Source organism: Microbulbifer maximicatervae (SeqCode), assembly GCF_052467815.1.
In genome coordinates this window covers 968,817-991,851 of the sequence record NZ_CP174326.1, presented here as the reverse complement: position 1 = coordinate 991,851, position 23,035 = coordinate 968,817, and the positions used below count along the sequence as shown (strand labels likewise).

Sequence of the window (23,035 nt, the reverse complement as noted above, 5' to 3'; positions counted from 1 at the left end):
CTTGGGATTGCCAAACTCGCACAATACCCTTAGCGGATTGCAATTTGGTGATGATATTAGCCATGCGATCCCTGCTTACCCTATTTCTTGTATTCTTCTGTTCTGTTTCGGAGTCTCAGGTTCGATCGGACCACCTGCCTCCCGGAGCTGAGCCTATCGAAGTGAATAACCAGACAGTTTTTTATAAAAATGGTTATTTCTACCGCAAAGGCCCCGACGCCTATACCCGGATTGAGCCGCCTTTGGGAGCTCGGGTCTCCCGAGTACCTTTTGGAACCCCCATTACCTTGGGTAACAAGCATTATATGCTTGCGGGTAATGGTACCTTTTTCTTATTAGACCCCAGGGACAATCAATATGTGGTGGTCACGCCCCCTCCCAATTGGCAGCATGTTAATCGCAATCCCCTAGCTCCGAAAAAGAAAATATACCCCCGAGCGTATCCGCCCCGCCATTTGCGGCACCGCTCAGAGAGTAAACGAGTCGATCGTAAGGATTGGGGTATTTACTGTGAAGCCCGGGCGGCAAATTTGTTGCGCAGTACGGGGGAGCCTGGAAAAACAGCAAGGCGGGCTATGCGTGAATATCGCAAAGTATACAGGAAATGTTTGCGTCAAAGTCGCCGCTTCAGGTAAATGCATGGGGCAGGGAAGTCCCTGGGCTACACTGAACAATATGGCCCAGTAGGCGCCTATTTTATTAGTGCCGGATTTTTTCACGGATAGAAGTATTTTATGCCGGGTGCCAGCCTTTTCATCCCTCGTTGTAGTGCCGGCAAAGAATTTTCTTTTCTTCACCTCGCCCTTTCATTTCTCCTTTTCTTTAGTGTCGCCTGTCTCTCTGTTTCCAGTGTCGCCCAGCTTCCCGGTAGTAAACCCAAGGAGTTTAAGCCGGAGGTTCCAGATTTTGCTGACCCCTCTGCAGATTGGTGGACTGGATGGACCAGTGCTTCTCCCGAAGAGCGACGAGAATGGCTTAGCTTGGTCACAAAGAGCTGGGAGGAGTGGGAAAAGGATTTGCCGGAGGATGAGGCCTTACAGGAAGGCGCAGAAAAGATTAGCCAAAGTTTACAAGGGATCGCAATTACCTGGAAAAAACGAGAGGAGTACCTGAAAGTCCCTTTAATGCCGGATGTGGATTTTCCAGAGAACCCAACGGTATTGAATTGGGCCAAGGCCGATTCTGCCATCAGCCGTGGCCGACGTAGGTTGAAAGGCGTAGAACTGGAGGCTCGCCAACTTAAATCAACCCAGTCCCAGTCTCTATCTTTACTGCGTAAACAAGTGATTGTACTGCGCGATTCCAGTGGACGAGAGGAGGATGAGGCGGCGCAGGCTCTACTTTTAGCTCAAATAAATCACCTAAATATTATTGAGCAGCTGAGTACCGTTAATACTTTCCTGGGAACCTGGCGGGAAAAGATTAACAGCGCAGAAATTAAATTGCGGAGACTTCTGGATACCCTCGTCTACTCCAGTAAAGATGCAGAGGAAATAGATAAGGATATTGCCGCGAACGAAAAGAAAATCGAACGTATTTCTGCGACCCGCACCAGTATTCAAAGCACTACAGAACCCTCCACTGACCCCACCATCAATATGCAGAAAGACCTCACCCTGATGCAGCTTGAAGTGGACTTGTTGGAGGAGCAGCTGGAAAAACGCAAAAGTGAGTTGCTGCAATCCATCAATGAGGTCCTGAATGAAGAGGGCGAAGAGCGCCCCCTGATTATCAGTCGGGATTTATTGGAAAATGCCAACTCTGTGATTGAAAGTGCGTCGCGGGAGCTGGCGGTGCGCCAGCGTCAGGTGGTGGCCTGGCGCGAGGATGAAGAGAACGAAGACCTGAGTCGCTGGTGGTCTTACTTTGAGCGTATTGGCAGTGGCCTGGCCCGCGCCAATGACCTCGAGCAGGATATTCAGCGCTATGAAAAGGCCCAGCTGGAGGTTTACAAGGAGCGCCAGGGTTGGTGGGCAACAGTGCGCGAACGAGTCGCACTGGGCGCAAGACAAGCTTATAACCGCTGGCGTAAGTTGGCGGATTATCAGCTATTTACTGTTGCCCAGAACCCGATAACCCTGCGGTTGATCGCCAAGATGATTGTGGTCTTGGTGGGGGCCTGGCTATTGTCTGGACTCACCCAGGCCTTCCTGCGCCGGCTTGTGCGCAGGGAGCATGCCAGTGAATCCTCCATGTACAATCTTGGGCGGGTGTTGCACTACATCTTTATTTCTGCGGCCCTGATTGTGGTGCTCAGCATGTTGGGCCTGGATACCTCCAAGTTGGCCCTGGTTGCTGGAGCCCTGTCGGTAGGTATTGGCTTTGGGCTTCAGGCGATCTTCTCGAATTTTATCTCCGGTTTGATTTTGCTGTTTGAGCGCCCTCTCAAAGTGGGTGATCTGGTGGAGCTGGAGTCGGGCGTTTTTGGCCGCATCCGCGATATCAGCGTGCGCTCAACCCGTATTACCACGCGGGACAATGTGGATATCTTGGTGCCCAACACTGAGTTTGTTGCGGGCCGGGTTATTAACCACACACTGGATGACCCAGTGCGCCGTATTCACGTACCCTTTGGTGTGTCTTATGCCTCGGACCCAGACTTGGTGCGGGAAGCTGCCCTGGAAGCTGCCGCTCGAGTCAATATCACCCATACCGACTGGAAGCGAAAAACCGAGGTGTGGCTGATGGGGTTCGGGGATAATGCCCTCGACTTCAAGTTGGTGGTGTGGGTCAACAGCAATATGGTGACTTCCCTGGGAGACTCCTATGCCCTGTACAACTTGGAGTTGTTGCGGGAATTTCGCGATAAGGGTATAGAGGTACCTTTCCCTCAGAGAGATCTGCATCTGCGCAGTTGGGATGTTCCGGCGATCATTGGCCGTACCGCCAGGAAGTAAGTGAGGTCCGGCTGGCATGACACCTCCGGGATTTCATAGTATTTTCAGCCCACTGGCCTTTGTGTCGGTGCAAGTTCATTTACCGGTGTTACTGCGTTTTCTCACAGGGCGCTGATGAAATCACAATAAGGGAAGCCCGTGCTGATCATCCCCATCCAAAACAAACCCGACTGGCGCCGGCCGCCATTAATGTGTTTTGCGTTGATTGCCCTTAACTTGCTGATGTTTGTTTTCTATCAAGGGGGGGATGAAGCTCGCTGGCAGGAAGCTGAAGATTACTATTTTGAGAGTGACTTACCGGACCTCGAAGAGCAACGCTTTCTTGTGTATGTCAATGAAATGCACCCAGAGTGGAGAGCGCAGATGGGTGTGGAAGGGGAAGAGTTTTTTTACCGGGAATCCCTCGGTAACCCTGAATTCCACCACTGGCTGTTGCCGAAGCTCGAAGCAGAGGGTGAGACCGAGTGGTTACGACAGAGGCAGGAGTTTGCCCAACTGCGGGATAGGGTCAGTAGCAACGCACTAGGGCTGATACCGGCAGACCCGAGTATTGCTGGGGCCTTTGGCCATATGTTTCTACACGGAAGCTGGGATCACCTTATCGGCAATATGGTGTTTCTGCTGTTGTTTGGCTTGTCTGTTGAACTAGCCCTGGGTGGGGCGTGGTTTATAGGGCTCTACCTGGTGGGAGGATTGGCGGCAGCAGGTCTGCATGTGCTGGTGGAATCCGGCAGCCATGTACCGATGGTGGGTGCCTCCGGTGCGGTCTCGGCAATTATGGGCATGTTCGTCGCGGTTTACGGTGTGCGCCGGCTACGTTTCTTTTACACCATTGGTTTTATGTTTGGCGAATTCAGTGCACCGGCGCTGCTGGTGTTACCGCTGTGGTTGGGTAAGGAGATTTTCGGTTATTTGTATGGAGGTGCCAGCATTGCCTACTGGGCTCATACTGGTGGTTTACTTGCGGGTTTTGCCCTGACTTTGGCGGTGTTGTACTGGCGCCCGATGGTGGAACCTATGCCGGAGGAAGAGGAGGCCCCGTCCCCCCAAAGGGTAGCCCTGGCGCGGATTGATCGTTTTTTGGAAGAGGGAAAAATCCTGGAAGCCACTGAAGCGGCAGCCTCAGCGGTGCGGCAATATCCACAGGCTTTAACACTGATTGAGCGCTATATAGAACTGACCTCAGCGGCGCCAGAGAGTGAAGGTTACCACCGGGCCAATCTCGCTTTATTTGCCCAGGCAGGAAATCTGGAGATCGATGGCCATACCCTGGCAAGTGGCTATCGCCGCTACTTGGCGGCAACAAAAAGTCCAAAGGCGCTCACCGGAAAGGCAAACTTACTGATGGCACGGCGTGCAGCGGAAGAAAAGGACTGGCCATGGCTAGAGGAATTACTGCGCCACTTGAAACAGCAGCGAGTGAATCACCCCTTGATTCCCAAGCTGGGAATGGTTCTGGTCAATTACTATCGTCGCCTGGGTGAGGAAGGCCGCGCGCGCGAGGTGAAAGAGATGACCCAAGATATGGCTGCCTCAAGTTGAAGAACATAATTCGGTATGTCTTATAAATAATTAAGTAATGTATTGGGGGCAGAGTGAGTCGCTATATTTTGACCGGGACCGAAATTGCAGGGATGGAGGGGGAGCGCAAGGTACATTTCCTCAATGCCAATGCGGTGCGTAAAAACAAGTCCCTGGGTGATCTTATCGGCATATCCGGCTTTGGTTTCCATATGATCGAAATCGAGCCAGGTTATGAATCCACAGAATTCCATTGTCACTATTTTGAAGACGAATGTGTTTATGTCCTGGAGGGTAGGGCCGATGTGCGTATTGGTGACGATCACCACCAGGTTTCTGCAGGGGATTTTATTGGCTACCCCGCTGGTGGCCCAGCTCATGTGATGCGCAATGTGGGAGAAGTGACCTTGCGTTGCATAGTTGTAGGCCAGCGACTACAACATGATGTTGCCGACTACCCAGAAAAAAAATCAGCGGATCTACCGAAATAATGGTTTACCCTGGGAGTTGGTGAACCGCGATAATATTGACCACCCTAAGTAGTTTTCGCTGGTAGAAAAAGAATGGATTTTTAGCTTATGCCTGAAAAGATTCGGGTTTTTTATAATTCTGCTTGTCCAGTCTGTAACGCAGGAATTTCAGCACAAAAGAAAAAGTCCGTCTCCTGCCAAGTGGATTGGGAGGATGTTCATATTGATGAAGATAAAGCGAAGGAACTGAATACAGATTTAGAGTTTGTCCGTGAGCGGTTGCATGTATTGGATGCGGATGGAAATCTGAAAGTAGGCTATGAAGCTTTTATTACAATTTGGGAGAACTCTCCCAAGGAGCAATGGAAGGCCAGGGTGTCGAAGCTACCCGGCATTAGGTGGTTTTTGAATAAAGGTTACAACGTTTTTGCGCGAGGTTTGTATCTATGGAATCGGGCGCTAAAGCATTGGTAGTGAATATCGGGCTAGGTTTAGGGTAGCCACCATAGATGGCTGCCCATATTTTGCTATTTAGTGAATTTCGGCAGTGCTGTTAAGTACTTTCCACAGGGTATCGATTTCAGAACGCAAAGCACTCTCTGGAAATTTCTGTCGGACAAAGTGCAGTAGTTTTTTTGCCAAGTCTTCTCTACCCAATCCATCCATATATACTTGTGCCAATAACAGATAGGCAGCATCGAGTTGTGGATAGGCCTCTTTATGTAAATTATTGAGCAGCTGTGCTGCCAATTGGTACTTATGCTGTTGGTATAGCACTTTGGCAAGTGCATGGCGTATCTCGGGCTTAGCCACAGGCGGGCTGGGCTCTGTGGCCAAATACAGTTCAGCTGCCTTATGTGGGCGATTTATCTGTACAAATTTTTCTAATAGATGTGGCCCCAGCTCCTGAAGGGCTTTTTTATCGTCAGTAGCAAGTAAAAGGCGGTAGTAGCGCTCATTAAGAGTTTCGTCGTTAGGGAAGCGGCGCAACCCTTCAACCAAAGCCTGGCGAGCGCCCTTGAAGTCCCCTTCGCGTAAAAATATTTGCGCTTCAGCCCGAGCGCGCTTACACAGGAATTCATTTTCCTCTAAGTAATTTTCATCATCTTCTTGTATTGAGGCTATTCCCAGTTTTTGCTGTCGAGTTAAGCAGATATACCCCATCACAGCACTTGAGACGATGGAAAAGTAAGAGACAATGGCTGCTGTGGTCGGGAAAATTGCCCAAGCCGGCAGTTTATCGCTGACCACGGCCATTAGTATATTGGGTGCGAAAGAAATGATATTGGTAATAATTAACAGCAACCAATAGGGCCAGCCAATGATTAGGGTAAATTCCAATAATTTGAGAGGGTTGATTGCGGACCTCAAACTATGGGTAAGCGCTAAGGCAATCATTGCAGCCGGCGCTAAAAATGACAGGGCGGCTGCATAAATCATTATGACATTGAGGCTTCCAGTAAATTGTACAAGCTTGTAGCCAACGAAACCGGCGATCAATGTCATTCCAATGACTTTCAGAAATAACATTGCACCATTGCCATCAAGTGCATCTGCCAGTGGAGGGGCTTCCAGTTGGCCTCCTGCGAGTCTTTCGATGACCAAGAGATTGTAGCGGGATACAACAGCTACAATGGCTACCAAAGCGACAAGAGCCAGAAGACCCATTGACGTTATTGCCATACTGCCCGCTGCTGCAACAGCCATGATTGTTAGAGGGCCAGGCTTAAAAGCATAGAGAAAGTAAAATAGCCCCATTTGCCAAAAAGGCTTGGCGTTGTTACTGGCTCCAATATATTCCAGGCTATCGCGGCAGAGCGGGCATTCGGGACCCTGCCCATGGTAATTGGTACTCGAACCCGGAATACACTCGCCACAGAACTGACGGTTGCAGGGCTGGCACTGCCAGGATGCAGTCTTGCTAGTGTGATAGTGGCAGGAATCAGCCATTTATTCTTCCCTAACGAATTTCTCTACTTAATAGTTATTTTGTCTTGGTTCACAGTTTATCTGTCGACTCGGTGGCGGTGCAATCATCAAGTATTTTTAATGTCCTGTTAGAATGCAGGAGAAATACCGATAAAATTGGTACACAAGTTTCAAAATAGGTGTTGTATGACAAAGGCTATGCATATTCATTTGGTTGAGGGCTTTGCGCCGGAACCCTGGGGAGAATCAGCACTGCTGAGCTTTGATGGTAGCGCTGCCAATATTCATATTAGCGCTGCGAAAGGCGCTGTGTTGGTTGCAGCGCAGCGAGCTGCCCGAAAGCTCGATGGTATGGGGGTCAACGATGTTGTCCTCAAAGGAGAAAGCTGGAGCATTGAAAGCCGCTGGGCATTCTGGGCAGGTTTTTTTAACCCGCGTAAATCCAACAAAATTGACTGGGGGACTGATGACAGCGCCGAGTTAAAAGAACTCGCCGCCCGTGAAAATGCCAGTCGTTGGGTTCGTGAAATTACTAATGGTACTCCTGATGATGTGTCTCCGCGTGTATTGGCGGAGAGCGCTGCAGAAATGCTGCAAAAGCTGGCTCCCAGTGCGGTAACTTACCGTATAGTTGCCGGGGATGACCTGCTGCGTGAAGGGTTTGTCGGTATCCATAACGTTGGGCGTGGTAGTGTACGTGAGCCGGTGATGTTACAAGTGGACTTCAACCCGACGGGTGATGACCAGGCGCCGGTTGATATGTGTTTGGTGGGTAAAGGAATTACTTTTGACTCCGGCGGCTACAGCATTAAGCCTTCCAACAACATGGCCACAATGAAATCCGATATGGGTGGCGCGGCCATGGTAACTGGAGGCTTGGCTCTTGCAATAGCCAGAGGTCTCAACAAGCGGGTCAAACTCTATCTCTGCTGCGCAGAAAATCTGATCTCCGGTCATGCCTTTAAATTGGGCGATATTATTAAATATAAAAACGGAGTGAGTGTAGAAATACTGAATACCGATGCTGAAGGGCGCCTGGTGCTGGCCGATGGTTTAATTGCAGCTTCGGAAGAAGATCCTCGCTGGTTATTGGATGCCGCTACTCTGACCGGTGCAGCAAAGATGGCTGTAGGTCGGGATTTCAACTCTGTCTTTAGTTTTGAAGATGAAGCAGCTCAAAAGGTATTGTCTGCAGCTTCTGAGGAAAATGAAAAGGCGTGGAGACTTCCTTTAGAGCGTTTCCACCTTGAGCAAACCCCATCCAACTTTGCTGATATCGCCAATGTTGGTATTGAGGGAAGTCCCGGTGCATCTACGGCAGCCTCCTTCCTGGCGCGCTTTGTACGGGATGAAGGGCGCAATTGGGTGCATATGGACCTTTCCGGCTCTTACCAGCCCAGTGGCAATGATCAGTGGGCGCCAGGTGCTAAAGGGCACGGCCTGCGTACAATTGCACGCTTCCTTTTGGATAATTAGCAACCGGCAATTTATGCCAATTTCCCTTCGAAACGCGCCTAATAGTCGGCGCGTTTCTTTTACCTCTCCCTTAATACCTATAAGTCATTAAAAAAATTGTACTCCAGCTGATAATCGGGATATTAGTAGAGTTCTGCTAATTGAGGTATTTCGGTTCTGGTTCGTTAGCAGATACTTGGGCCTGGAAGCTTTTGCCAGGTGAATAAGATAATCAGTGATTCGGTGAGCGGTAATGAGCACTGCAACCTCTACAAATAATTCGGATTATAATCCAAACCATTGTGCCAATTGTCATGCAGAGCTATTGGGGCCCCATTGCTATGCCTGTGGTCAGCCGGTTAAAGGCATGGTTCGTCATTTCTCTTCAGTAATTGGAGATTTTTTTGATACCCTGCTTGCTTTTGATTCCCGCACATGGAAAACAATACCCTCTCTGTTTTTTAGGCCGGGGTTTCTTACCGCTGAGTATTTCTCCGGTCGACGGGTGCGTTATGTCAGCCCTGTGCGCTTGTTTATCTTTCTATGTATCACCAGTTTCTTTGTAACCCAGATAAATAGTGATTGGGCTATTAATTTCGGAAATGTAAAGGCTGAGTCAGTAGATGTTGAAAAAGCGAGCCAAGGTTATAACGATGCTATTGAAAATATTCGAGAAGGCAAAAAAAAGCACGCTGATAATAGTTATGCTATCGCTATCTTGGAAGATGTTGAAAAAGATCTCATTAGCGGTCATACGAACCTTACCGGTGAATTGCATGAGCTCAATGAAAGCTTAAGCGAGATTGATGGAGGTCAGAATGGATCCGAGAATTTTTCTAAAGAGGAACTGGCCTTAGGATTGAATGAGACTATTAGTGAGCTAGATAGAGAATTCTTGCAAATTGGGTGGCTTCCTAATCCAGTAGAAGATTGGATTAATCGCAAAGTAGAGAGTGCCCATAAAAATGTAGAAAGGGTGACCGATGATCCAAATCGTTTCAAAAAGGCATTCTTGGGAGCTCTTCCGTCAACTCTTATAGTCATACTGCCAATATTTGCCATGATGCTGTGGGTGCTTTACGTCTTTAAACGCAGACTTTATATGGAGCACCTGATTGTAGCGTTACACAGCCAGGCTTTTATCTGCCTGAGTATTCTGATTGGCAACCTGTTTTATAGTATTAGTAGCCAACTGGAAGGATACGCATTTATATCCTCATCTCTTAACAGCTCGATGGCACTATTAGTTCTTTGGGTTCCTATATATCTTTTTTGGATGCAAAAGCGTGTATATCAGCAGGGTTGGATCATGACCCTATTTAAGTATTCTTTTTTGGGTTTAGCCTATCTAGTTTTATTATCTGTTGGTGCGGCTCTTACTGTATTTTGGAGTTTGGCAGAGTTATAAGGATATATCCTAATAGGATTCCAACCATTAAACGCATAAGCGTTTAATGGTTGGTGTTGGTGAAACTGTGCTGTTTAGATGTTAAGTTATTCAAGCTAAAGAGTTCGCTCGCAGCACCATCTATATTCAGAATATTGTATTGTAAATTTTTATATCCGTAATTCAGTTCAGAAAATGGGACTTTCTGATTACTGGTGGTAAGTAGTTAAAGGGAATGTCGAAGGAAGTAGGTCTTGAGTAGTACGACATCAATAGCAAGTGTTTGTAATGAAGATAATAAGTGCGCAAACTGCTGTACACAGTTGTTAGGTCCCCATTGTTATGCTTGTGGTCAGCCCGTTAAAGGTATGGTGCGGCATTTTTCATCTGTAATCGGTGATTTCTTAGATACCTTATTGACGTTTGACTCCAGAACATGGAAAACCATACCTGCGCTATTCTTCCGACCAGGATTTTTAACAACAGAGTATTTTTCTGGTCGTCGTGTTCGATATGTAAGCCCTGTACGGCTATTTATTTTTCTCTGTATCACCAGTCTTTTTGTAACTCGTTTGAGTGGAGACTGGGATATTACCCTTGCTGGCGTTGATATACCTCATGAAAGCTCCCGGTCAGAGATATTGGGAATCGCCCCCTCTTCACATGAGACTGAATTAGTACGAGCTGAAGAGATTCAGCGGAAAGGTTTACTAGCTGAACTTAATGACATTGATGCCAGTTTGATTAAAGCCAAAGAGGAAACTGAAAAGGGGCTTAAAGAGGCTATTGAGAATGAGGTTGAAAGAGGTTATCGCGATGCGCAAATAGCCTCCAGAGAGGGTTTGGCACCTGAAATTCAACCTGAAGGAAATACCATTGCCGATGATAAAAAGAGCAGATTTATTAGGGTGGATATTGAGGGGCTGCCGAAGTCTTTTCAAGATTGGATTGATGGTAAGGTTCAAAGTGCTAATCAAAATATCAAGCAGGTAACTGAGGATCCAAACCGTTTAAAGAAGGCCTTTCTTAAAGTACTCCCCTATGCACTAATAATAATGCTGCCTATATTCGCTTTAATGTTGTGGGTGCTATATATTTTTAAGCGCAGGCTCTATATGGAGCATTTTATTGTAGCTTTGCACAGTCATGCATTTATATTTTTAAGTATCCTGATTGCCAATATCTTATACATGATAAGCAGGAAGTTAATCAGTCACTCAATAATGTCTTCTCTTTATGAGAATGCTTTGGTGTCACTGTCTATTTGGGTGCTGATATATTTATTTTGGATGCAGAAGCGAATATATCAGCAGGGTTGGTTCATGACGCTTTGTAAATATTCATTTGTTGGTATGGCCTACTTATGTTTGTTATCTATTAGCGTAGCACTCACCATAGTTTGGAGCTTGGCTGAACTGTAGCGATAGTTGGGTGCCCTTGTGGCCTGCGATTCACGTATATGGAGAGCTCTGCAGGCCTTATTGCTATCTCCAGGGATTCTAGCTTTACCTGCTTCTGACTCTGTTCGGTAGGATGATGGCTGTATTTTATAGCCTGGGAGAATTATAGGTGGTTGGTTATTCCACTTGTGAATTATTTTAGCTACTTTTAACCTTCTGACGTTAATAACCTTTGGAAGGTTGTTTTAGTAGCTCTAATTGTTTTTAGAAATTTATAGATTGGTATTATTTGATTTGTTATTGAATTTTTTACACGCTAGTAAAATGCCCGCCATAATTTTATCAATCTTAATAGATCTGCTGTAAAGTCTGCTTACAATCGCCCTGCCCATAAATTCTGTTTTAAATGTGCAGGTGCACTATATTGGGTAAATTCAATATGTATTTTTAATTCAAAGGAGGGAGTTATGTCTAAATTTATTTTGCGTATATTCATTGTAGTTACTACTTATTTCTTCACGGTTGCCAGTTATGCAGATCCAATTCAAGATTTAAGTATGCAAAACTATGAAGCGGGTTGGTTTCCAAATTATTGGCAGGGGCAGGGTCCACTGACATGTCGTCGGACTTGCGCAATTTGGGTTGGAGGGGTGCCTGAGTCAGAGGTTGCTACTGACTTGATAGATGATTTTGAATCTACCAGTGTTTGTAAGGTAACTCGCGACCCTGAAATAATCGAGAAACCTGTCAATGACCCATCATCTCACTGGCTCTACGGTAATCAGTTTGACGATAAGCCGGTTTGCTATGTCGGAACCCCTTATGGTGTCAAAGAAGATGATCACTATATGTGTCTGTGTGTATGTAATAAACCTGACCTGATAGTGAGCCAAATCTATGATCCGATCTGGAATCCTGGAACCGGGCAATCCATTATCGTGGTCGATATCGCTAATATAGGTGCTGTTGCAGCACCAATCAGCCAGGCTCGCCTATTAGATCTTGATACACTAGCCAACGATGTACAGGCGACGCCTGCAATTCCAGCAGGTGGTACTGTAAGTATTGTATTTACTTTGGGCTATTGGGTTTTTGATCCGGATGCGGTTTTAGAGGTAACTGCTGATTTTACCAATCTCGTCGATGAGTGTAACGAAAATAACAATACACTGACTTATGCCGAGCAAGGGTAGTAGTAGATAGGGGAGAGCTCCCGGAACTAAGCCGTAGGGAGCTTTGAGATACTAAATAAGATCAGCTCGAAAGAAACACATTAATAACCTGGCAGCTTTCTTTATCCACCGCAGCATTAGGCTTTTCATTACCGACTGTTTGCTCCCCTGGTATTTTAGGTAGCACGAGATACATTCGTGGATAGTCTCGGACTATATAATCTTTTTTATCTGCACTCAGCCAAGGGTATTCAGCGGCAATGGCTGTTATTCCACGGAGTAAAGCGATACCATCTGTACAACTATTTGGAGTAGTAGCTGTGGTGAGCATGGCAAAAGCTAATGAAGAGAAGTTCATAATCTCTGCTATCCCAATGGGTCTTCAGACTGACGTTATGTTTATTCTGGGGACAGTATAGCTGAGCTTGATTATGAGCAACAGATAGCTCTATTAAAGCGGCCAGCCGAAGCTGGCCATCTTCTGCACTATGCGTGCTCTACAGAGGTTTCTTCGACTTTCTCCCAGAGGCGTGTCTCTGTCGGACTAATTAATTTGGACAAAAGGTTAGGGGCCACAGAGGTTAGCCCAATAAAACCAACTATCGCACGGAAAATAAATGAGTCAAGCCAGTAGATAAGGCCTATTAACAGTATTGCTATCACAAGTAACGGTAGAGTGGCTTGCAAACGAGACCGCTGAATATGCTGATAATCCATTGTCTCAGGTAGCTGTTTCTCGATACGCTCTAATGCGTGCGCTTTTACTGTTTGGTTTAAGAACTCAACAGAATGGGTCTTATCCCCGTGCTTGATCGTTATTACATCTGAATTGTGGTCACTGCTAAGTGAACTTATTTCATTGAGAGGGATTCGTGCTGCGGTGTCAGGTTTACACAAATGATATATTTCTTCAGGGGATTTCCCCGATTGATAGGCGGATTGAGCAGTTAAAGCCTGTTTTTTCGGGATATCAAAATAGACGAGTTCATCTCCTTCTAAGGCGACGAGGTAGTTATCATCAATATCAAGCCAGGACGTCTCAGTATAAAAGCCCTCGGGTAGTGCTTTTTTTGACTCCCTTACAAACAAGAAGCTTAAAATCCAATATAAGACGAGGCAGATACCTATAGTGATAGGTGCTGCTTGAATCAGGTTTCCTACAGGTGTGTTATTTTCGACATCTCTTTGAGCATTTTGCGCTAATACATGCCCGTAGATGTCGCCCTCTGGAAACCATACTTCGATAGGTTGACCTTGTTCATATTGATTATAAATTCCTTTTGAAACCTCTGCGGAGGATTCAAAGTCCTCATCTTCATAGTTAAACTGGTAGTCAATATAGTAATTTGTACGATAGCGCTTTTTACCTTTTCGGCCCCGGTACTCTTCTTCCTCCTCTCTTAACGCTACTACTTCAGCATCTAGAGTTTGGTGATTTTCGACCCAACTTAATGATTCATTGTTGGCACGAGAGTAATAGTTTGACAGAAAGTAAGTCAGAATAAGGAAAACTAAAATACATACTGTACGTACCATTGATTTTCTTTTTTGTCCGGGGGACTTTTGTAACGCCATTTAATACATCCTTACTGTATTTCTTGTGCTTTAGGTAGTGGTACTTTTGGAGTAATAATTTTTTTTATAGAGTGGAAACTTGGTGTGGATGCACAATACAACTGCAGTTTGTTTGGTGAATAAAACTGAAGGTTAACTCTAAATTAATTTTTATTACTTGACCGGCGTCATGGTTGGTTCAGTTGCATCTTGAGTATTTTTATAATGCTTATTTGTTATTGAGTAAAACTTCCTATTTAGGATAAGAGCTGACCAACTTGGTACGAACAGTTTGAATAATAAGAGCCTTACAAATATTGAGCAGCTGAATGGTAGAGTTTTAATTGCTTTGGAATTTGGACTGACTAGCTAATCTTTTGCCAGCCTTATGAGGTTGGGTGGTTCAGTTTCATGGAGGTAGTTCTATGTTGAACTAGTTCAGGTGAAGTACCAGTGTCGTTTTATGTCGTAAATGTGTCATAGCAGACGTACCCATTAGAGTACAATTCCCTGTGTGGAGGAGATGCTATGACCAAAAAGATAGGTTTTTTTGTTGCTGATGGATTCCAGGCATTAGACCTTTTTGGCCCCTTGGATGCCTTTATGGAGACTAATAGTTTCGTTAGTGAGGCCTATACAAGTCGTTTGATAGGTTTAACCAATGCATCAGTTAAAACCGCGTACGGCCAAGCCCTATCAGTGGATTTTGATATTTACCAGGATAGGGAAATTGATTACCTGGTCATTACTGGCGGTACTGGGATGCGGCAGCTGCGCTTAAGTCCTAAGCAGGTAAATGCGCTGCGTGCAATCGCACACAAAGCAGAGCGTGTCTTGAGTATCTGTACAGGTGCATTCTTACTAACAGATATATTTCCGGAACAAAAGCACCGTATTACCACTCACTGGCGGCATTGCCGGCAGCTTGCCGAGCAAGCAGTCAATTATCAGGTTGAGCAGGACCCCCTGTTTATTGAAAGCGGAAAACTGTGGTCTTCAGCGGGAATTCTATCTGGAGTCGACTTGGCCCTGGAAGTGATTCGCCAGGATTATGGCAATACTATTGCGGCCAGTGTGGCTAAAGACTTGGTGGTTTATCTGCAACGCAGGGGAGGGCAGTCCCAGTACTCTGATCTGCTTAAAGTGCAATCCAGCGACAGTATGAGGCTCAATCCTCTATTGGAGTGGCTGTCGGAGAATTACCAGAAATCAATCAGTGTTTCCGATATGGCGGAGCGTATTTCCGTCAGCGATCGCCAGTTAACTCGCTTGTTCAAGCAACATCTTAATAGTACCCCCGGACATTATCTAAACCAACTCCGTTTAAACCGGGCGCGGGATTTAATCACCTGTGAATCAGCAAGCCTTGTTGAGGTGGCTCGGCAGGTAGGGTTTGCAAGCTATGATAGCTTTCGCCGGGCTTTTTATGGCCAATTTGGAGTTTCCCCCTCATATTTCAGTAGGAATCGTTAAGCCGCGCTCTCACAAGTGTCTTAGCTTTAAGAGTGCGGCGAGATTGAGAGCTATTTCATTACCACTCGACGCAGATCTTGCCAAAGTGCGACCCGCTGGCCTGGTACTCAAATGCCGCAGCCAGTTCCTCCATAGGGTAAGTCTTATCAATCACTGGCTGTATCTGGTTGGATTCCAATGCAGTGACATATTCCTGTTGATCCCTACGGCTTCCAACGATCAAGCCCTGTAACCGGGCCTGCTTGGCCATCAACAGTGCTGTGGGCACTTCTCCCGAGCGGCCCGTTAAAACACCAATCAATGAAATATGGCCGCCAACTCTGACTGAATGGATCGATTGCTCTAGTGTACCGGGGCCACCGAGCTCAATAATATGGTCCGCACCTTTGCCTTCCGTCAGCTCCATAACCTTCTTTGACCACTGTGTATGGGTGCGATAGTTGACGCCATGATTGGCGCCTAATTTTTTAGCGCGCTCCAGTTTCTCGTCGGAAGAAGAAGTTACAATAACTTTGGCCCCCAGTATTTTGGCAATCTGAATTACCGTAATAGATACTCCACCAGTGCCTAGTGTCAATATTGTGTCGCCAGGTTTTACCTTGCCGTCTACTACCAATGCCCGCCAAGCAGTAAGGCCTGCGGTAGTAATGGTTGCCGCCTGAGCGTGGCTCCAGCCTTTTGGGGCAAGGGTAAAGGCGCTCTGATCGCGCACAACAAACTCAGCGGCCATCCCATCGATACCGTCACCAGGCGTATTGGCAAAGTTACCCACGGAAGCCATAGGCGTACCTGCTGGCCACTGTGGGAAAAAGCACGACACAACAGAATCGCCGACCTGAAAATCGGTAACATCCTCACCAACTGCATCCACGATACCGCCGCCATCAGACATCAGAATACGGCCGTCTTCTGTGGGAATACCGCCGTTGGCAACCAAAAGATCGTGGAAGTTGAGGGAGGAGGCTTTAATTGCAACACGGATTTGGCCTGGGCCGGGTGCTCCCGGGTCAGCGATGTCGCTAACCGAAATATTTTCTAGTCCGCCTGGTGTTTTTAGCGCTATTACTTTCATTATTTCTTCCCTATGCGTTGAGTGATAGTTCCCTATACCCAAGTGTATGGAAGTTAATCATCGAGTTTAACAGACCTAAATTGATGTCTATGAATGAGGTCATTAAGCTGCGATGGCAATTATCTATGTCAATCACTTCCGCGATTCATAAGTCTTAGATAGACTGGGGTTAATTGTAGTGGCATATACGTAGGTAACCAGCTACCAGGCGTAATAAGCACATTTATATTTCTTAAGTATCCAAAACCGAGGTCTATCAATGTATCAAATTGACAGGAATACTAATCGACTCGAGCCACTTAAGTTGAAAAAGTTTTCTGATTTAGGCTTCCGTGAACGCGAACATCTGCAAGAGTGGTTAGCAGCCAATCCTGAAGTACTGGGTGAGGAATTGCTTATTATTCAAAAAGAATTTGATGGTTTTAATGAGACTCGTGAACGCTTAGACCTGCTTGCCCTGGATAAACATGGTCATTTAGTAATTATTGAAAATAAACTCGATGATTCTGGACGTGATGTAGTATGGCAAGCACTAAAGTACGCGTCCTACTGCGCCAGCCTAACAAAAAGTCAGATCATAGAAATCTATCAGCGTTTTCTTGATAAAAGAGGTTGCGAGCAGAATCAAAGTGCGCGGGAACGATTAGTGGAATTCTTTGCTGATAGGGATTTCGATGAGCTGATTTTGAACCCTGATGCTGAGCAGCGCATCATTCTTGTTGCTGCGCATTTTCGTCGTGAAGTAACTTCTACCGCACACTGGTTGATGCGTCATAACCTGCGTCTTCAGTGTATTAAGGCTGTGCCTTACGCGAAAGGAGATCAATTATTCCTGAGTCTAGAGCAGATATTACCAATGAAAGAGGTCGAGGAATATGTGATCGGTCTGGCAGAAAAGAAGCAGGAAGAGCAGACCAATGCTCGTGAGCTAGCTCAGCGCCACCATACACGGCGAGAGTTCTGGAAGCAGTTCATTGAAATTATGCGTGAAAGTGACTGTAGGTTATTTGATAATGCAAATGCCATGACTCAGAACAGTCTCCGAGGGCGATCTGGTTTGACTAAGGTGACTTATCAAGTTGTATTGAATCAAGACTCTATCCGGGCTGAATTTGTCATAGGACGTTCAGAGCGTGATGAAAATAAATATTTGTTTGATTCTTTGTTTTCTAAAAAGAATAAAATTGAGTCGCGCTTTGGTGATACTTTGGTGTGGGACCGTCTGGATAGTTATATCGGCTCCAGGGTATTTACAGAAATTTCAGCAAATGGCCACAATAAAGAAGAATGGCCGACGCTGAACAGTTGGTTATGCCAGAAAATTACAAGTTTGGAAGAAGCATTTTCTCCGGAGATTGGGCATTGCAGAGAGCTTCTGACTACAATGCAAAATAATCTGTCACAATTTAATGAAGTACTAGAGTGAAACATGGCGGACTTATACTCCTTAAGACGTGCATAAAATTTTAAGCTTATTGCCTCCTTTAAATTTGGTTTATGAGTTCAAAAGTCAGTTTCATTTGAGATAAATATATTAAGACCTCACTGTAACTTTGGGATGCAAAAAGTGAGCACTCATTTCCAAAATTAGGAGTGGATGTTACTACACCAGAAAAGAAGCTGATCTTTCGCAGCTTATCGGCAAAACTTTAAATATATATTTTTTAACGAGTAAAGTTGCTCGAGCAACGATAAATCACGTATTTTTGATGCGAAATGGGATTGGTACCCAGTGGTTTGATTTTTTCACTAGGTCTTAAGCAAAAATCACAACGTATTGTGAACATAAGAAGGTGGTGGGCCCTCCGGGACTCGAACCCAGGACCTGCCGATTATGAGTCGGATGCTCTAACCAACTGAGCTAAGGGCCCACACATTGCTTGCGAGGATCGTTGCAAGCGGTTGGGAAAAATACAAGATTTTCCCTTGCAAATCAATGCCTTTGTTAGCGCTCAAGGCTGATATGGGCAAATTCAAGAAATCTTCTTTCCCTGTTGCTCAAGCTTTCGCCAACAACTGAATCTTTATGGGGTAGACCTCCACCTTATGAAAGCTGCCAAACACCTTAACTGGTTCGATAGTCTTAACTAGAAGCTGTAATTGGTACAGCTGTCTTGTTTATGTGAAATGGAGGTCAAAATCCCATACTAAAGTATTTAAATCGGCAGTTTGGGGATAAGAATACAGCACCAAACCAGGAATGCAGCGAAGAGGGCGACGGCCACGGCGGCGGAGCCTGTGTCTTTGGCAATCTTGGCCAGCGGGTGTTTCTCGGGACCGATGCGGTCCACGGTCGCCTCAATAGCGCTGTTGATAAGTTCGATTGGGAGGACAAACATCACGGCTGCAATCAATATGGCGCGTTCAGTAGGTGTCTCCCCGGCCCAGAGTGCGAGAGGCACCATTAGGCAGGCGGCAATCACTTCCTGGCGAAAAGCTTCCTCATTGCGCCATGCAGCGACGAGCCCCTGACTGGAGTAGCTAGTGGCAGCCAGGAGGCGCGCAAACCCTTTCTTGCCGGGCTTGTTGGCAAGCTCTTCAGATTTTTCCTGCTTATTCGCCATTTCTTTTTGCATGCTTATCTCCTGCTTTCACTAAGCCTGCGCGGGGAGGTCATCTTTATGTCACAAAAAAAAGCCCGGTTGAACCGGGCTTTAGTCTAGCGCTTACTCGTCGAGGAAGCTGCGTAAATGCTCCGACCTGGAGGGGTGTCGCAGTTTGCGCAATGCTTTCGCTTCGATCTGACGGATACGCTCGCGGGTTACGTCAAACTGTTTGCCCACCTCTTCCAGAGTGTGGTCGGTATTCATATCAATACCGAAACGCATACGCAGTACCTTGGCTTCACGGGCGGTGAGGCCGGAGAGTACGGAGCGGGTAGCGTCGTGCAGGCCAGTTTGAGTGGCGGTATCCACCGGCGAGGATTGATTTTGGTCCTCGATAAAGTCACCCAGATGGGAGTCTTCGTCGTCGCCGATAGGCGTCTCCATGGAGATCGGCTCTTTGGCGATTTTGAGGACTTTACGCACCTTGTCTTCCGGCATTTCCATGCGCTCGCCCAGCTCTTCCGGAGTGGGTTCGCGACCCATTTCCTGCAGCATCTGGCGGCTGATACGGTTGAGCTTGTTGATGGTCTCAATCATATGCACCGGGATACGGATGGTGCGGGCCTGGTCCGCAATAGAGCGGGTAATGGCCTGGCGAATCCACCAGGTGGCGTATGTGGAGAACTTGTAACCACGGCGGTATTCGAACTTGTCCACAGCCTTCATCAAGCCGATGTTGCCCTCCTGGATCAGGTCCAGGAACTGCAGGCCTCGGTTGGTGTACTTCTTGGCAATAGAGATAACCAGCCGCAGGTTGGCCTCGACCATCTCTTTCTTGGCGCGGCGGGAGCGGGCCTCGCCAATGGACATACGGCGGTTGATCTCTTTGATCTGGCCGACTTCTAACTTAGCGCGTTCCTGGAACTGAGCCAGTTTGCGCTGGGCACGAACAACTTCGTCTACGACGTGGCGCAGGGCATCGGAGTAATCGCGCTTTTTCTTGATGATCGCGGGGATCCAATCATCATTGGTTTCGTTGCCGGGGAATTCCTTGATAAAGGTCTTGCGCGGCATGCGGGCGCGTTTGATACACATGGCCATAACCACGCGTTCTTGCTCGCGTACGCTGTCGAGTACGTAACGAACTTCACCATAGAGTGGTTCGAACTGGCGGGGAGCCAGTTTAAAGAAGCGGAATACATCGCCAACGGCTTCGAGCGCCTGGCCAGCTTCTTTGGAGTCGCGGCCGTGGGCGGCGATGGCTTCGTCGGCAGCTTTCTGTGCGGCGATCAGCGCGTTCATGCGCTCGGCGAGCTCTTCGGGGTCGATACCGCCGGTAGCTTCCTCTTCCTCGTCGCTGCTGTCGTCATCGCTGTCGTCGTCGTCATCATCATCGGAATCTGATGACTCCGGCGCGCTGGCAGCGGCGGCGGCTTGGCCGGCCTGGGCTCCGGGCGGAACCTCGTCGGCGGGGTCGAGCCAACCGGAGATAATATCGGGGATGCGGCGCTCTTCTTTCTCGATCAGAGCGTACTCATCGATGATCTGCTGCACTGCACCCGGCCAGTAGGCCAGGGCGGCCATCAGTTCGCGCAGGCCCTCTTCGATACGCTTGGCAATGGCGATCTCGCCTTCGCGCGTGAGCAGCTCTACGGTGCCCATTTCGCGCATATACATGCGTACTGGATCGGTGGTTCGGCCTACGTCGGACTCTACGGCTGCCAGGGCAGCGGCAGCTTCGGCTGCGGCGATTTCATCAGCGGAGCTGTCGCCTTCAGCCATCAACAACTCTTCGGCATCCGGTGCGGTTTCAAACACCTTGATGCCCATGTCGTTGATCATGCCAATAATGTCTTCCACCTGATCGGGATCGGAAATATCTTCCGGTAGGTGGTCATTTACCTCGGCATAGGTCAGATAGCCCTGCTCTTTACCGCGGGCGATCAGTTCCTTAATGCGGGACTGTTGCTGGGTTTTGTCGGTCATGCACAACCCTGAATTCTGGGAATGAAAATACGGGACAAAGACGCGGGATTATAGCGTATTTGCACTAGCAATAACCACTCTAGCTGTCAAGTAACGGCGTAGGTGCGATGTTTAGGGTGCTGGGGTTCCCGATCCCGCCCGGCGGGGGTGAGTGAATATAGTGCTGAGCCCGCAGTTTTCAAGGGGCTGGCGCTTATTAATTCTGCTTTTTTCGCCAATTGGCTAATAGAGCCAGTTGTTCTTCGGGGCTCAACTGGGAGCTGTTCCTGAGTTGATCGAGTAAATCGCGGTTGCGCTGTTTGTCCGCAGTCTGCTTCAGGCGCCGCAGGCAGTCGTTAAATTCCGTGTGCGGATCGTATTCCAGGTTGCTGTCATCCTGGGCGAGTTGTCGCGCGACCGATACCAGTGGAGAAATAGCGAGCTTGGCCAGGGTATCGCAAGATTCTGCGCTGTGGTGTGCACGCCAGTGGCCGATCAACTGATAGAAATTTAATTGGGGGCGGCTTTTGTACAGCTCTACCAGCTGGATAAACAATGCCAGGTCTGCATTGCCCTCGATGGGGAATTGCTGTGGATTTTCGATTTGTGCTGCCAGCTCCGGGTGGTGCAATAGCAGGGCGATCAGCATGCGCTCCGGTGGCAGGAGATATTGGCTCTGGCGGCGCGGACTGTTGTAACTCGGTGCTGCACTTTCGCTGAAGTTGCTGTCGCGCTGCCAAGGTTCCGGCGGTGTGCGGTGCTCCAGCTCTTCGTGAGGGGAGGGTGCTTGGTTTGGCTCTCCCGGTGCAGCTGTAGGTTGCGGGTGGGGCTGCTGCGGCGTGCGAGCTTTTTCTGTGCGGATAACCTCTTGCAGGGTTTCCTTATCGAGCCCGGTGCGCGAGGCCAGTTGTTGGAACATCAGCTGGCGGTAGACGCCATCGGGCAGCAGGTCCAGCAGGGGAGCGGCGAGCTTGGACAGGCGCGCGCGGCCGTCCATGGTCTGCAGGTTGATATCTTCGCTCAGTAGGTCGAAGAGAAAATCTTCCAGCGGTAGGGACTGCTCCTTAATTAACTGCTGGAAACGTTCACCGCCCAGTTGGCGTACCAGGGTGTCCGGGTCCTCGCCTTCCGGCAGCAGCAGGAAGCGCAGGCTGCGCCCGTCCTGCATCTGCGGCAGGGCCGACTCCAGAGCGCGGCGGGCGGCAGCGCGGCCTGCGCGGTCGCCGTCGAAGCAAAACAGCAGTTCCGTGGTGTGGCGGAAGGCGAGTTGAATGTGGTCTTCGCCACAAGCGGTGCCCAGGGTGGCGACGGCGCAGCGGATATCGAACTGGGCCAGGGCCACCACATCCATATAGCCTTCAACCACAATCAGGCGCTCTAAATTGCGGTTGGCCTGGAGCGCTTCCCACAGGCCGTAGAGTTCGCGGCTCTTGTGGAAAATTGGGGTTTCCGGAGAGTTCAGGTACTTGGGTTTGTCGTCGCCCAGTACCCGCCCGCCAAAGGCGATGGCGCGCCCGCGCTGGTCGCGGATCGGGAAAATAATACGGCTGCGGAAGCGGTCGTAGTGGTGGCGCGCGTTGGGCTTGGTGTTGCCATCACTGTCCTGGCGGCGAATGGCCAGGCCTGCCAGTTCCAGTTGATCCGCTTTCTCGGGGGTATCGGCTAATGCATTGAGCAGGTTGTCCCAGCCTGGGGGCGCAAGGCCGATACCAAAGTCCCGGGCAATCTCACCGGAGAGGCCGCGATTGCGCAAGTAGGCCACCGCATTGCCTGCGGCGGGGTGGTTGCGCAGTTGTTCACGGTAGTAGTCGGCGGCTTTCTCTGTGAGCTGGTAGAGAGATTGACTCTCCCGCTGGCGCTTTTCTTGCCCCGGTGCCAGTTGTTCCCTGGGAACTTCCAGTCCACGGGTGGCCGCGAGTTTTTCCACCGCTTCTGGGAAGGGCAGGCGGTCGTACTCCATGAGGAAGCCGATGGCATTGCCATTGGCACCGCAGCCGAAGCAGTAATAAAACTGCTTGTCCGCACTCACGGTAAACGATGGGGTTTTCTCGTCGTGGAAGGGGCAGCAGGCAGAGTAGTTTTTGCCGGTTTTACGCAGCTTGACCCGGCTGTCCACCAGCTCGACGATATCTGCCCTTGCGAGCAGATCGTCAATAAAGTGCTGGGGTATCTTGCCGGCCATGGGGATTCGCTC

General features: G+C 48.3%; 18 protein-coding genes and 1 tRNA gene. 11 read left to right on the top strand and 8 right to left on the bottom strand.

Annotation, left to right across the window (positions count from 1 at the left end; genetic code table 11):
• The first annotated feature begins 62 nt into the window (after window positions 1-62).
• The 5 genes from ACJJIW_RS04290 (at window position 63) to ACJJIW_RS04270 (ending at window position 5,362) form a co-directional block, all read left to right on the top strand.
• Window positions 63-635, top strand: coding sequence for a DUF6515 family protein (locus ACJJIW_RS04290; RefSeq protein ID WP_444936757.1), 573 nt, complete (start codon window positions 63-65; stop codon window positions 633-635).
• A gap of 99 nt (window positions 636-734) precedes the next feature.
• A complete protein-coding gene (locus tag ACJJIW_RS04285) occupies window positions 735-2,897 on the top strand; it encodes a mechanosensitive ion channel family protein (RefSeq protein WP_444912014.1) in 2,163 nt (720 codons plus the stop codon).
• Window positions 2,898-3,035: 138 nt separating this feature from the next.
• A complete protein-coding gene (locus ACJJIW_RS04280; protein ID WP_444936756.1) occupies window positions 3,036-4,439 on the top strand; it encodes a rhomboid family intramembrane serine protease in 1,404 nt (467 codons plus the stop codon).
• Window positions 4,440-4,492: 53 nt separating this feature from the next.
• Window positions 4,493-4,909 (top strand): cupin domain-containing protein, encoded by a 417-nt coding sequence (locus ACJJIW_RS04275; protein WP_444936755.1) that lies wholly within the window; start codon window positions 4,493-4,495, stop codon window positions 4,907-4,909.
• A gap of 87 nt (window positions 4,910-4,996) precedes the next feature.
• A complete protein-coding gene (locus ACJJIW_RS04270) occupies window positions 4,997-5,362 on the top strand; it encodes a thiol-disulfide oxidoreductase DCC family protein (RefSeq protein WP_282934504.1) in 366 nt (121 codons plus the stop codon).
• Window positions 5,363-5,419: 57 nt separating this feature from the next.
• Here ACJJIW_RS04270 and ACJJIW_RS04265 read toward each other — a convergent pair whose 3' ends face one another.
• Entirely contained in the window at window positions 5,420-6,838 is a 1,419-nt protein-coding gene (locus ACJJIW_RS04265; RefSeq protein ID WP_282934503.1) for a hypothetical protein, read from the bottom strand.
• A gap of 165 nt (window positions 6,839-7,003) precedes the next feature.
• Between ACJJIW_RS04265 and pepB the strand changes: the two genes are divergently transcribed.
• From pepB to ACJJIW_RS04245, 4 genes are all read left to right on the top strand, one after another.
• Window positions 7,004-8,293 (top strand): aminopeptidase PepB, encoded by a 1,290-nt coding sequence (gene pepB / locus ACJJIW_RS04260; protein ID WP_282934502.1) that lies wholly within the window; start codon window positions 7,004-7,006, stop codon window positions 8,291-8,293.
• A 232-nt stretch (window positions 8,294-8,525) separates the two neighbouring features.
• Window positions 8,526-9,680 (top strand): DUF3667 domain-containing protein, encoded by a 1,155-nt coding sequence (locus ACJJIW_RS04255; protein ID WP_444936754.1) that lies wholly within the window; start codon window positions 8,526-8,528, stop codon window positions 9,678-9,680.
• 233 nt (window positions 9,681-9,913) lie between these two features.
• Window positions 9,914-11,080: a DUF3667 domain-containing protein gene (locus tag ACJJIW_RS04250; RefSeq protein WP_444936753.1), complete on the top strand. Its 1,167-nt coding sequence runs from the start codon at window positions 9,914-9,916 to the stop codon at window positions 11,078-11,080.
• A 446-nt stretch (window positions 11,081-11,526) separates the two neighbouring features.
• Window positions 11,527-12,252 (top strand): CARDB domain-containing protein, encoded by a 726-nt coding sequence (locus ACJJIW_RS04245; RefSeq protein ID WP_444936752.1) that lies wholly within the window; start codon window positions 11,527-11,529, stop codon window positions 12,250-12,252.
• 61 nt (window positions 12,253-12,313) lie between these two features.
• On the opposite strand, the gene ACJJIW_RS04240 is transcribed toward ACJJIW_RS04245, so the two are convergent.
• Together ACJJIW_RS04240 and ACJJIW_RS04235 are read right to left on the bottom strand one after the other, a co-directional pair.
• A complete protein-coding gene (locus ACJJIW_RS04240; protein WP_444936751.1) occupies window positions 12,314-12,589 on the bottom strand; it encodes a hypothetical protein in 276 nt (91 codons plus the stop codon).
• A gap of 128 nt (window positions 12,590-12,717) precedes the next feature.
• Window positions 12,718-13,806, bottom strand: a complete 1,089-nt coding sequence (locus ACJJIW_RS04235; protein ID WP_444936750.1) for a hypothetical protein — start codon at window positions 13,804-13,806, stop codon at window positions 12,718-12,720.
• Window positions 13,807-14,313: 507 nt separating this feature from the next.
• On the opposite strand from ACJJIW_RS04235, the gene ACJJIW_RS04230 reads away from it, so the two are divergent.
• Window positions 14,314-15,258 (top strand): GlxA family transcriptional regulator, encoded by a 945-nt coding sequence (locus ACJJIW_RS04230; protein ID WP_444936749.1) that lies wholly within the window; start codon window positions 14,314-14,316, stop codon window positions 15,256-15,258.
• 58 nt (window positions 15,259-15,316) lie between these two features.
• On the opposite strand, the gene ACJJIW_RS04225 is transcribed toward ACJJIW_RS04230, so the two are convergent.
• Window positions 15,317-16,330 (bottom strand): zinc-dependent alcohol dehydrogenase family protein, encoded by a 1,014-nt coding sequence (locus tag ACJJIW_RS04225; protein WP_444936748.1) that lies wholly within the window; start codon window positions 16,328-16,330, stop codon window positions 15,317-15,319.
• Between the two features lie 259 nt (window positions 16,331-16,589).
• Between ACJJIW_RS04225 and ACJJIW_RS04220 the strand changes: the two genes are divergently transcribed.
• Complete coding sequence (locus ACJJIW_RS04220) at window positions 16,590-17,756, top strand: DUF4268 domain-containing protein (protein ID WP_282934494.1); 1,167 nt, start codon at window positions 16,590-16,592, stop codon at window positions 17,754-17,756.
• Window positions 17,757-18,124: 368 nt separating this feature from the next.
• Here the strand turns inward: ACJJIW_RS04220 and ACJJIW_RS04215 are convergent.
• From ACJJIW_RS04215 to dnaG, 4 genes are all read right to left on the bottom strand, one after another.
• Window positions 18,125-18,201 (bottom strand) — tRNA-Ile (locus tag ACJJIW_RS04215).
• Window positions 18,202-18,486: 285 nt separating this feature from the next.
• Window positions 18,487-18,906, bottom strand: a complete 420-nt coding sequence (locus ACJJIW_RS04210) for a diacylglycerol kinase (protein ID WP_282934471.1) — start codon at window positions 18,904-18,906, stop codon at window positions 18,487-18,489.
• A gap of 90 nt (window positions 18,907-18,996) precedes the next feature.
• A complete protein-coding gene (rpoD, locus tag ACJJIW_RS04205) occupies window positions 18,997-20,862 on the bottom strand; it encodes an RNA polymerase sigma factor RpoD (protein ID WP_444936747.1) in 1,866 nt (621 codons plus the stop codon).
• Window positions 20,863-21,058: 196 nt separating this feature from the next.
• Window positions 21,059-23,023, bottom strand: a complete 1,965-nt coding sequence (gene dnaG, locus ACJJIW_RS04200) for a DNA primase (protein WP_444936746.1) — start codon at window positions 23,021-23,023, stop codon at window positions 21,059-21,061.
• Between the last annotated feature and the right edge of the window lie 12 nt (window positions 23,024-23,035).

Bases quoted from the DNA above. Each gene is read 5' to 3' on its own strand.
- ACJJIW_RS04290 (WP_444936757.1), top strand. From the start codon at position 63: ATGCGATCCCTGCTTACCCTATTTCTTGTATTCTTCTGTTCTGTTTCG.
- ACJJIW_RS04285 (WP_444912014.1), top strand. From the start codon at position 735: ATGCCGGGTGCCAGCCTTTTCATCCCTCGTTGTAGTGCCGGCAAAGAA.
- ACJJIW_RS04270 (WP_282934504.1), top strand. From the start codon at position 4,997: ATGCCTGAAAAGATTCGGGTTTTTTATAATTCTGCTTGTCCAGTCTGT.
- ACJJIW_RS04265 (WP_282934503.1), bottom strand. From the start codon at position 6,838: ATGGCTGATTCCTGCCACTATCACACTAGCAAGACTGCATCCTGGCAG.
- pepB (WP_282934502.1), top strand. From the start codon at position 7,004: ATGACAAAGGCTATGCATATTCATTTGGTTGAGGGCTTTGCGCCGGAA.
- ACJJIW_RS04255 (WP_444936754.1), top strand. From the start codon at position 8,526: ATGAGCACTGCAACCTCTACAAATAATTCGGATTATAATCCAAACCAT.
- ACJJIW_RS04245 (WP_444936752.1), top strand. From the start codon at position 11,527: ATGTCTAAATTTATTTTGCGTATATTCATTGTAGTTACTACTTATTTC.
- ACJJIW_RS04240 (WP_444936751.1), bottom strand. From the start codon at position 12,589: ATGAACTTCTCTTCATTAGCTTTTGCCATGCTCACCACAGCTACTACT.
- ACJJIW_RS04235 (WP_444936750.1), bottom strand. From the start codon at position 13,806: ATGGCGTTACAAAAGTCCCCCGGACAAAAAAGAAAATCAATGGTACGT.
- ACJJIW_RS04230 (WP_444936749.1), top strand. From the start codon at position 14,314: ATGACCAAAAAGATAGGTTTTTTTGTTGCTGATGGATTCCAGGCATTA.
- ACJJIW_RS04225 (WP_444936748.1), bottom strand. From the start codon at position 16,330: ATGAAAGTAATAGCGCTAAAAACACCAGGCGGACTAGAAAATATTTCG.
- ACJJIW_RS04220 (WP_282934494.1), top strand. From the start codon at position 16,590: ATGTATCAAATTGACAGGAATACTAATCGACTCGAGCCACTTAAGTTG.
- ACJJIW_RS04210 (WP_282934471.1), bottom strand. From the start codon at position 18,906: ATGCAAAAAGAAATGGCGAATAAGCAGGAAAAATCTGAAGAGCTTGCC.
- rpoD (WP_444936747.1), bottom strand. From the start codon at position 20,862: ATGACCGACAAAACCCAGCAACAGTCCCGCATTAAGGAACTGATCGCC.
- dnaG (WP_444936746.1), bottom strand. From the start codon at position 23,023: ATGGCCGGCAAGATACCCCAGCACTTTATTGACGATCTGCTCGCAAGG.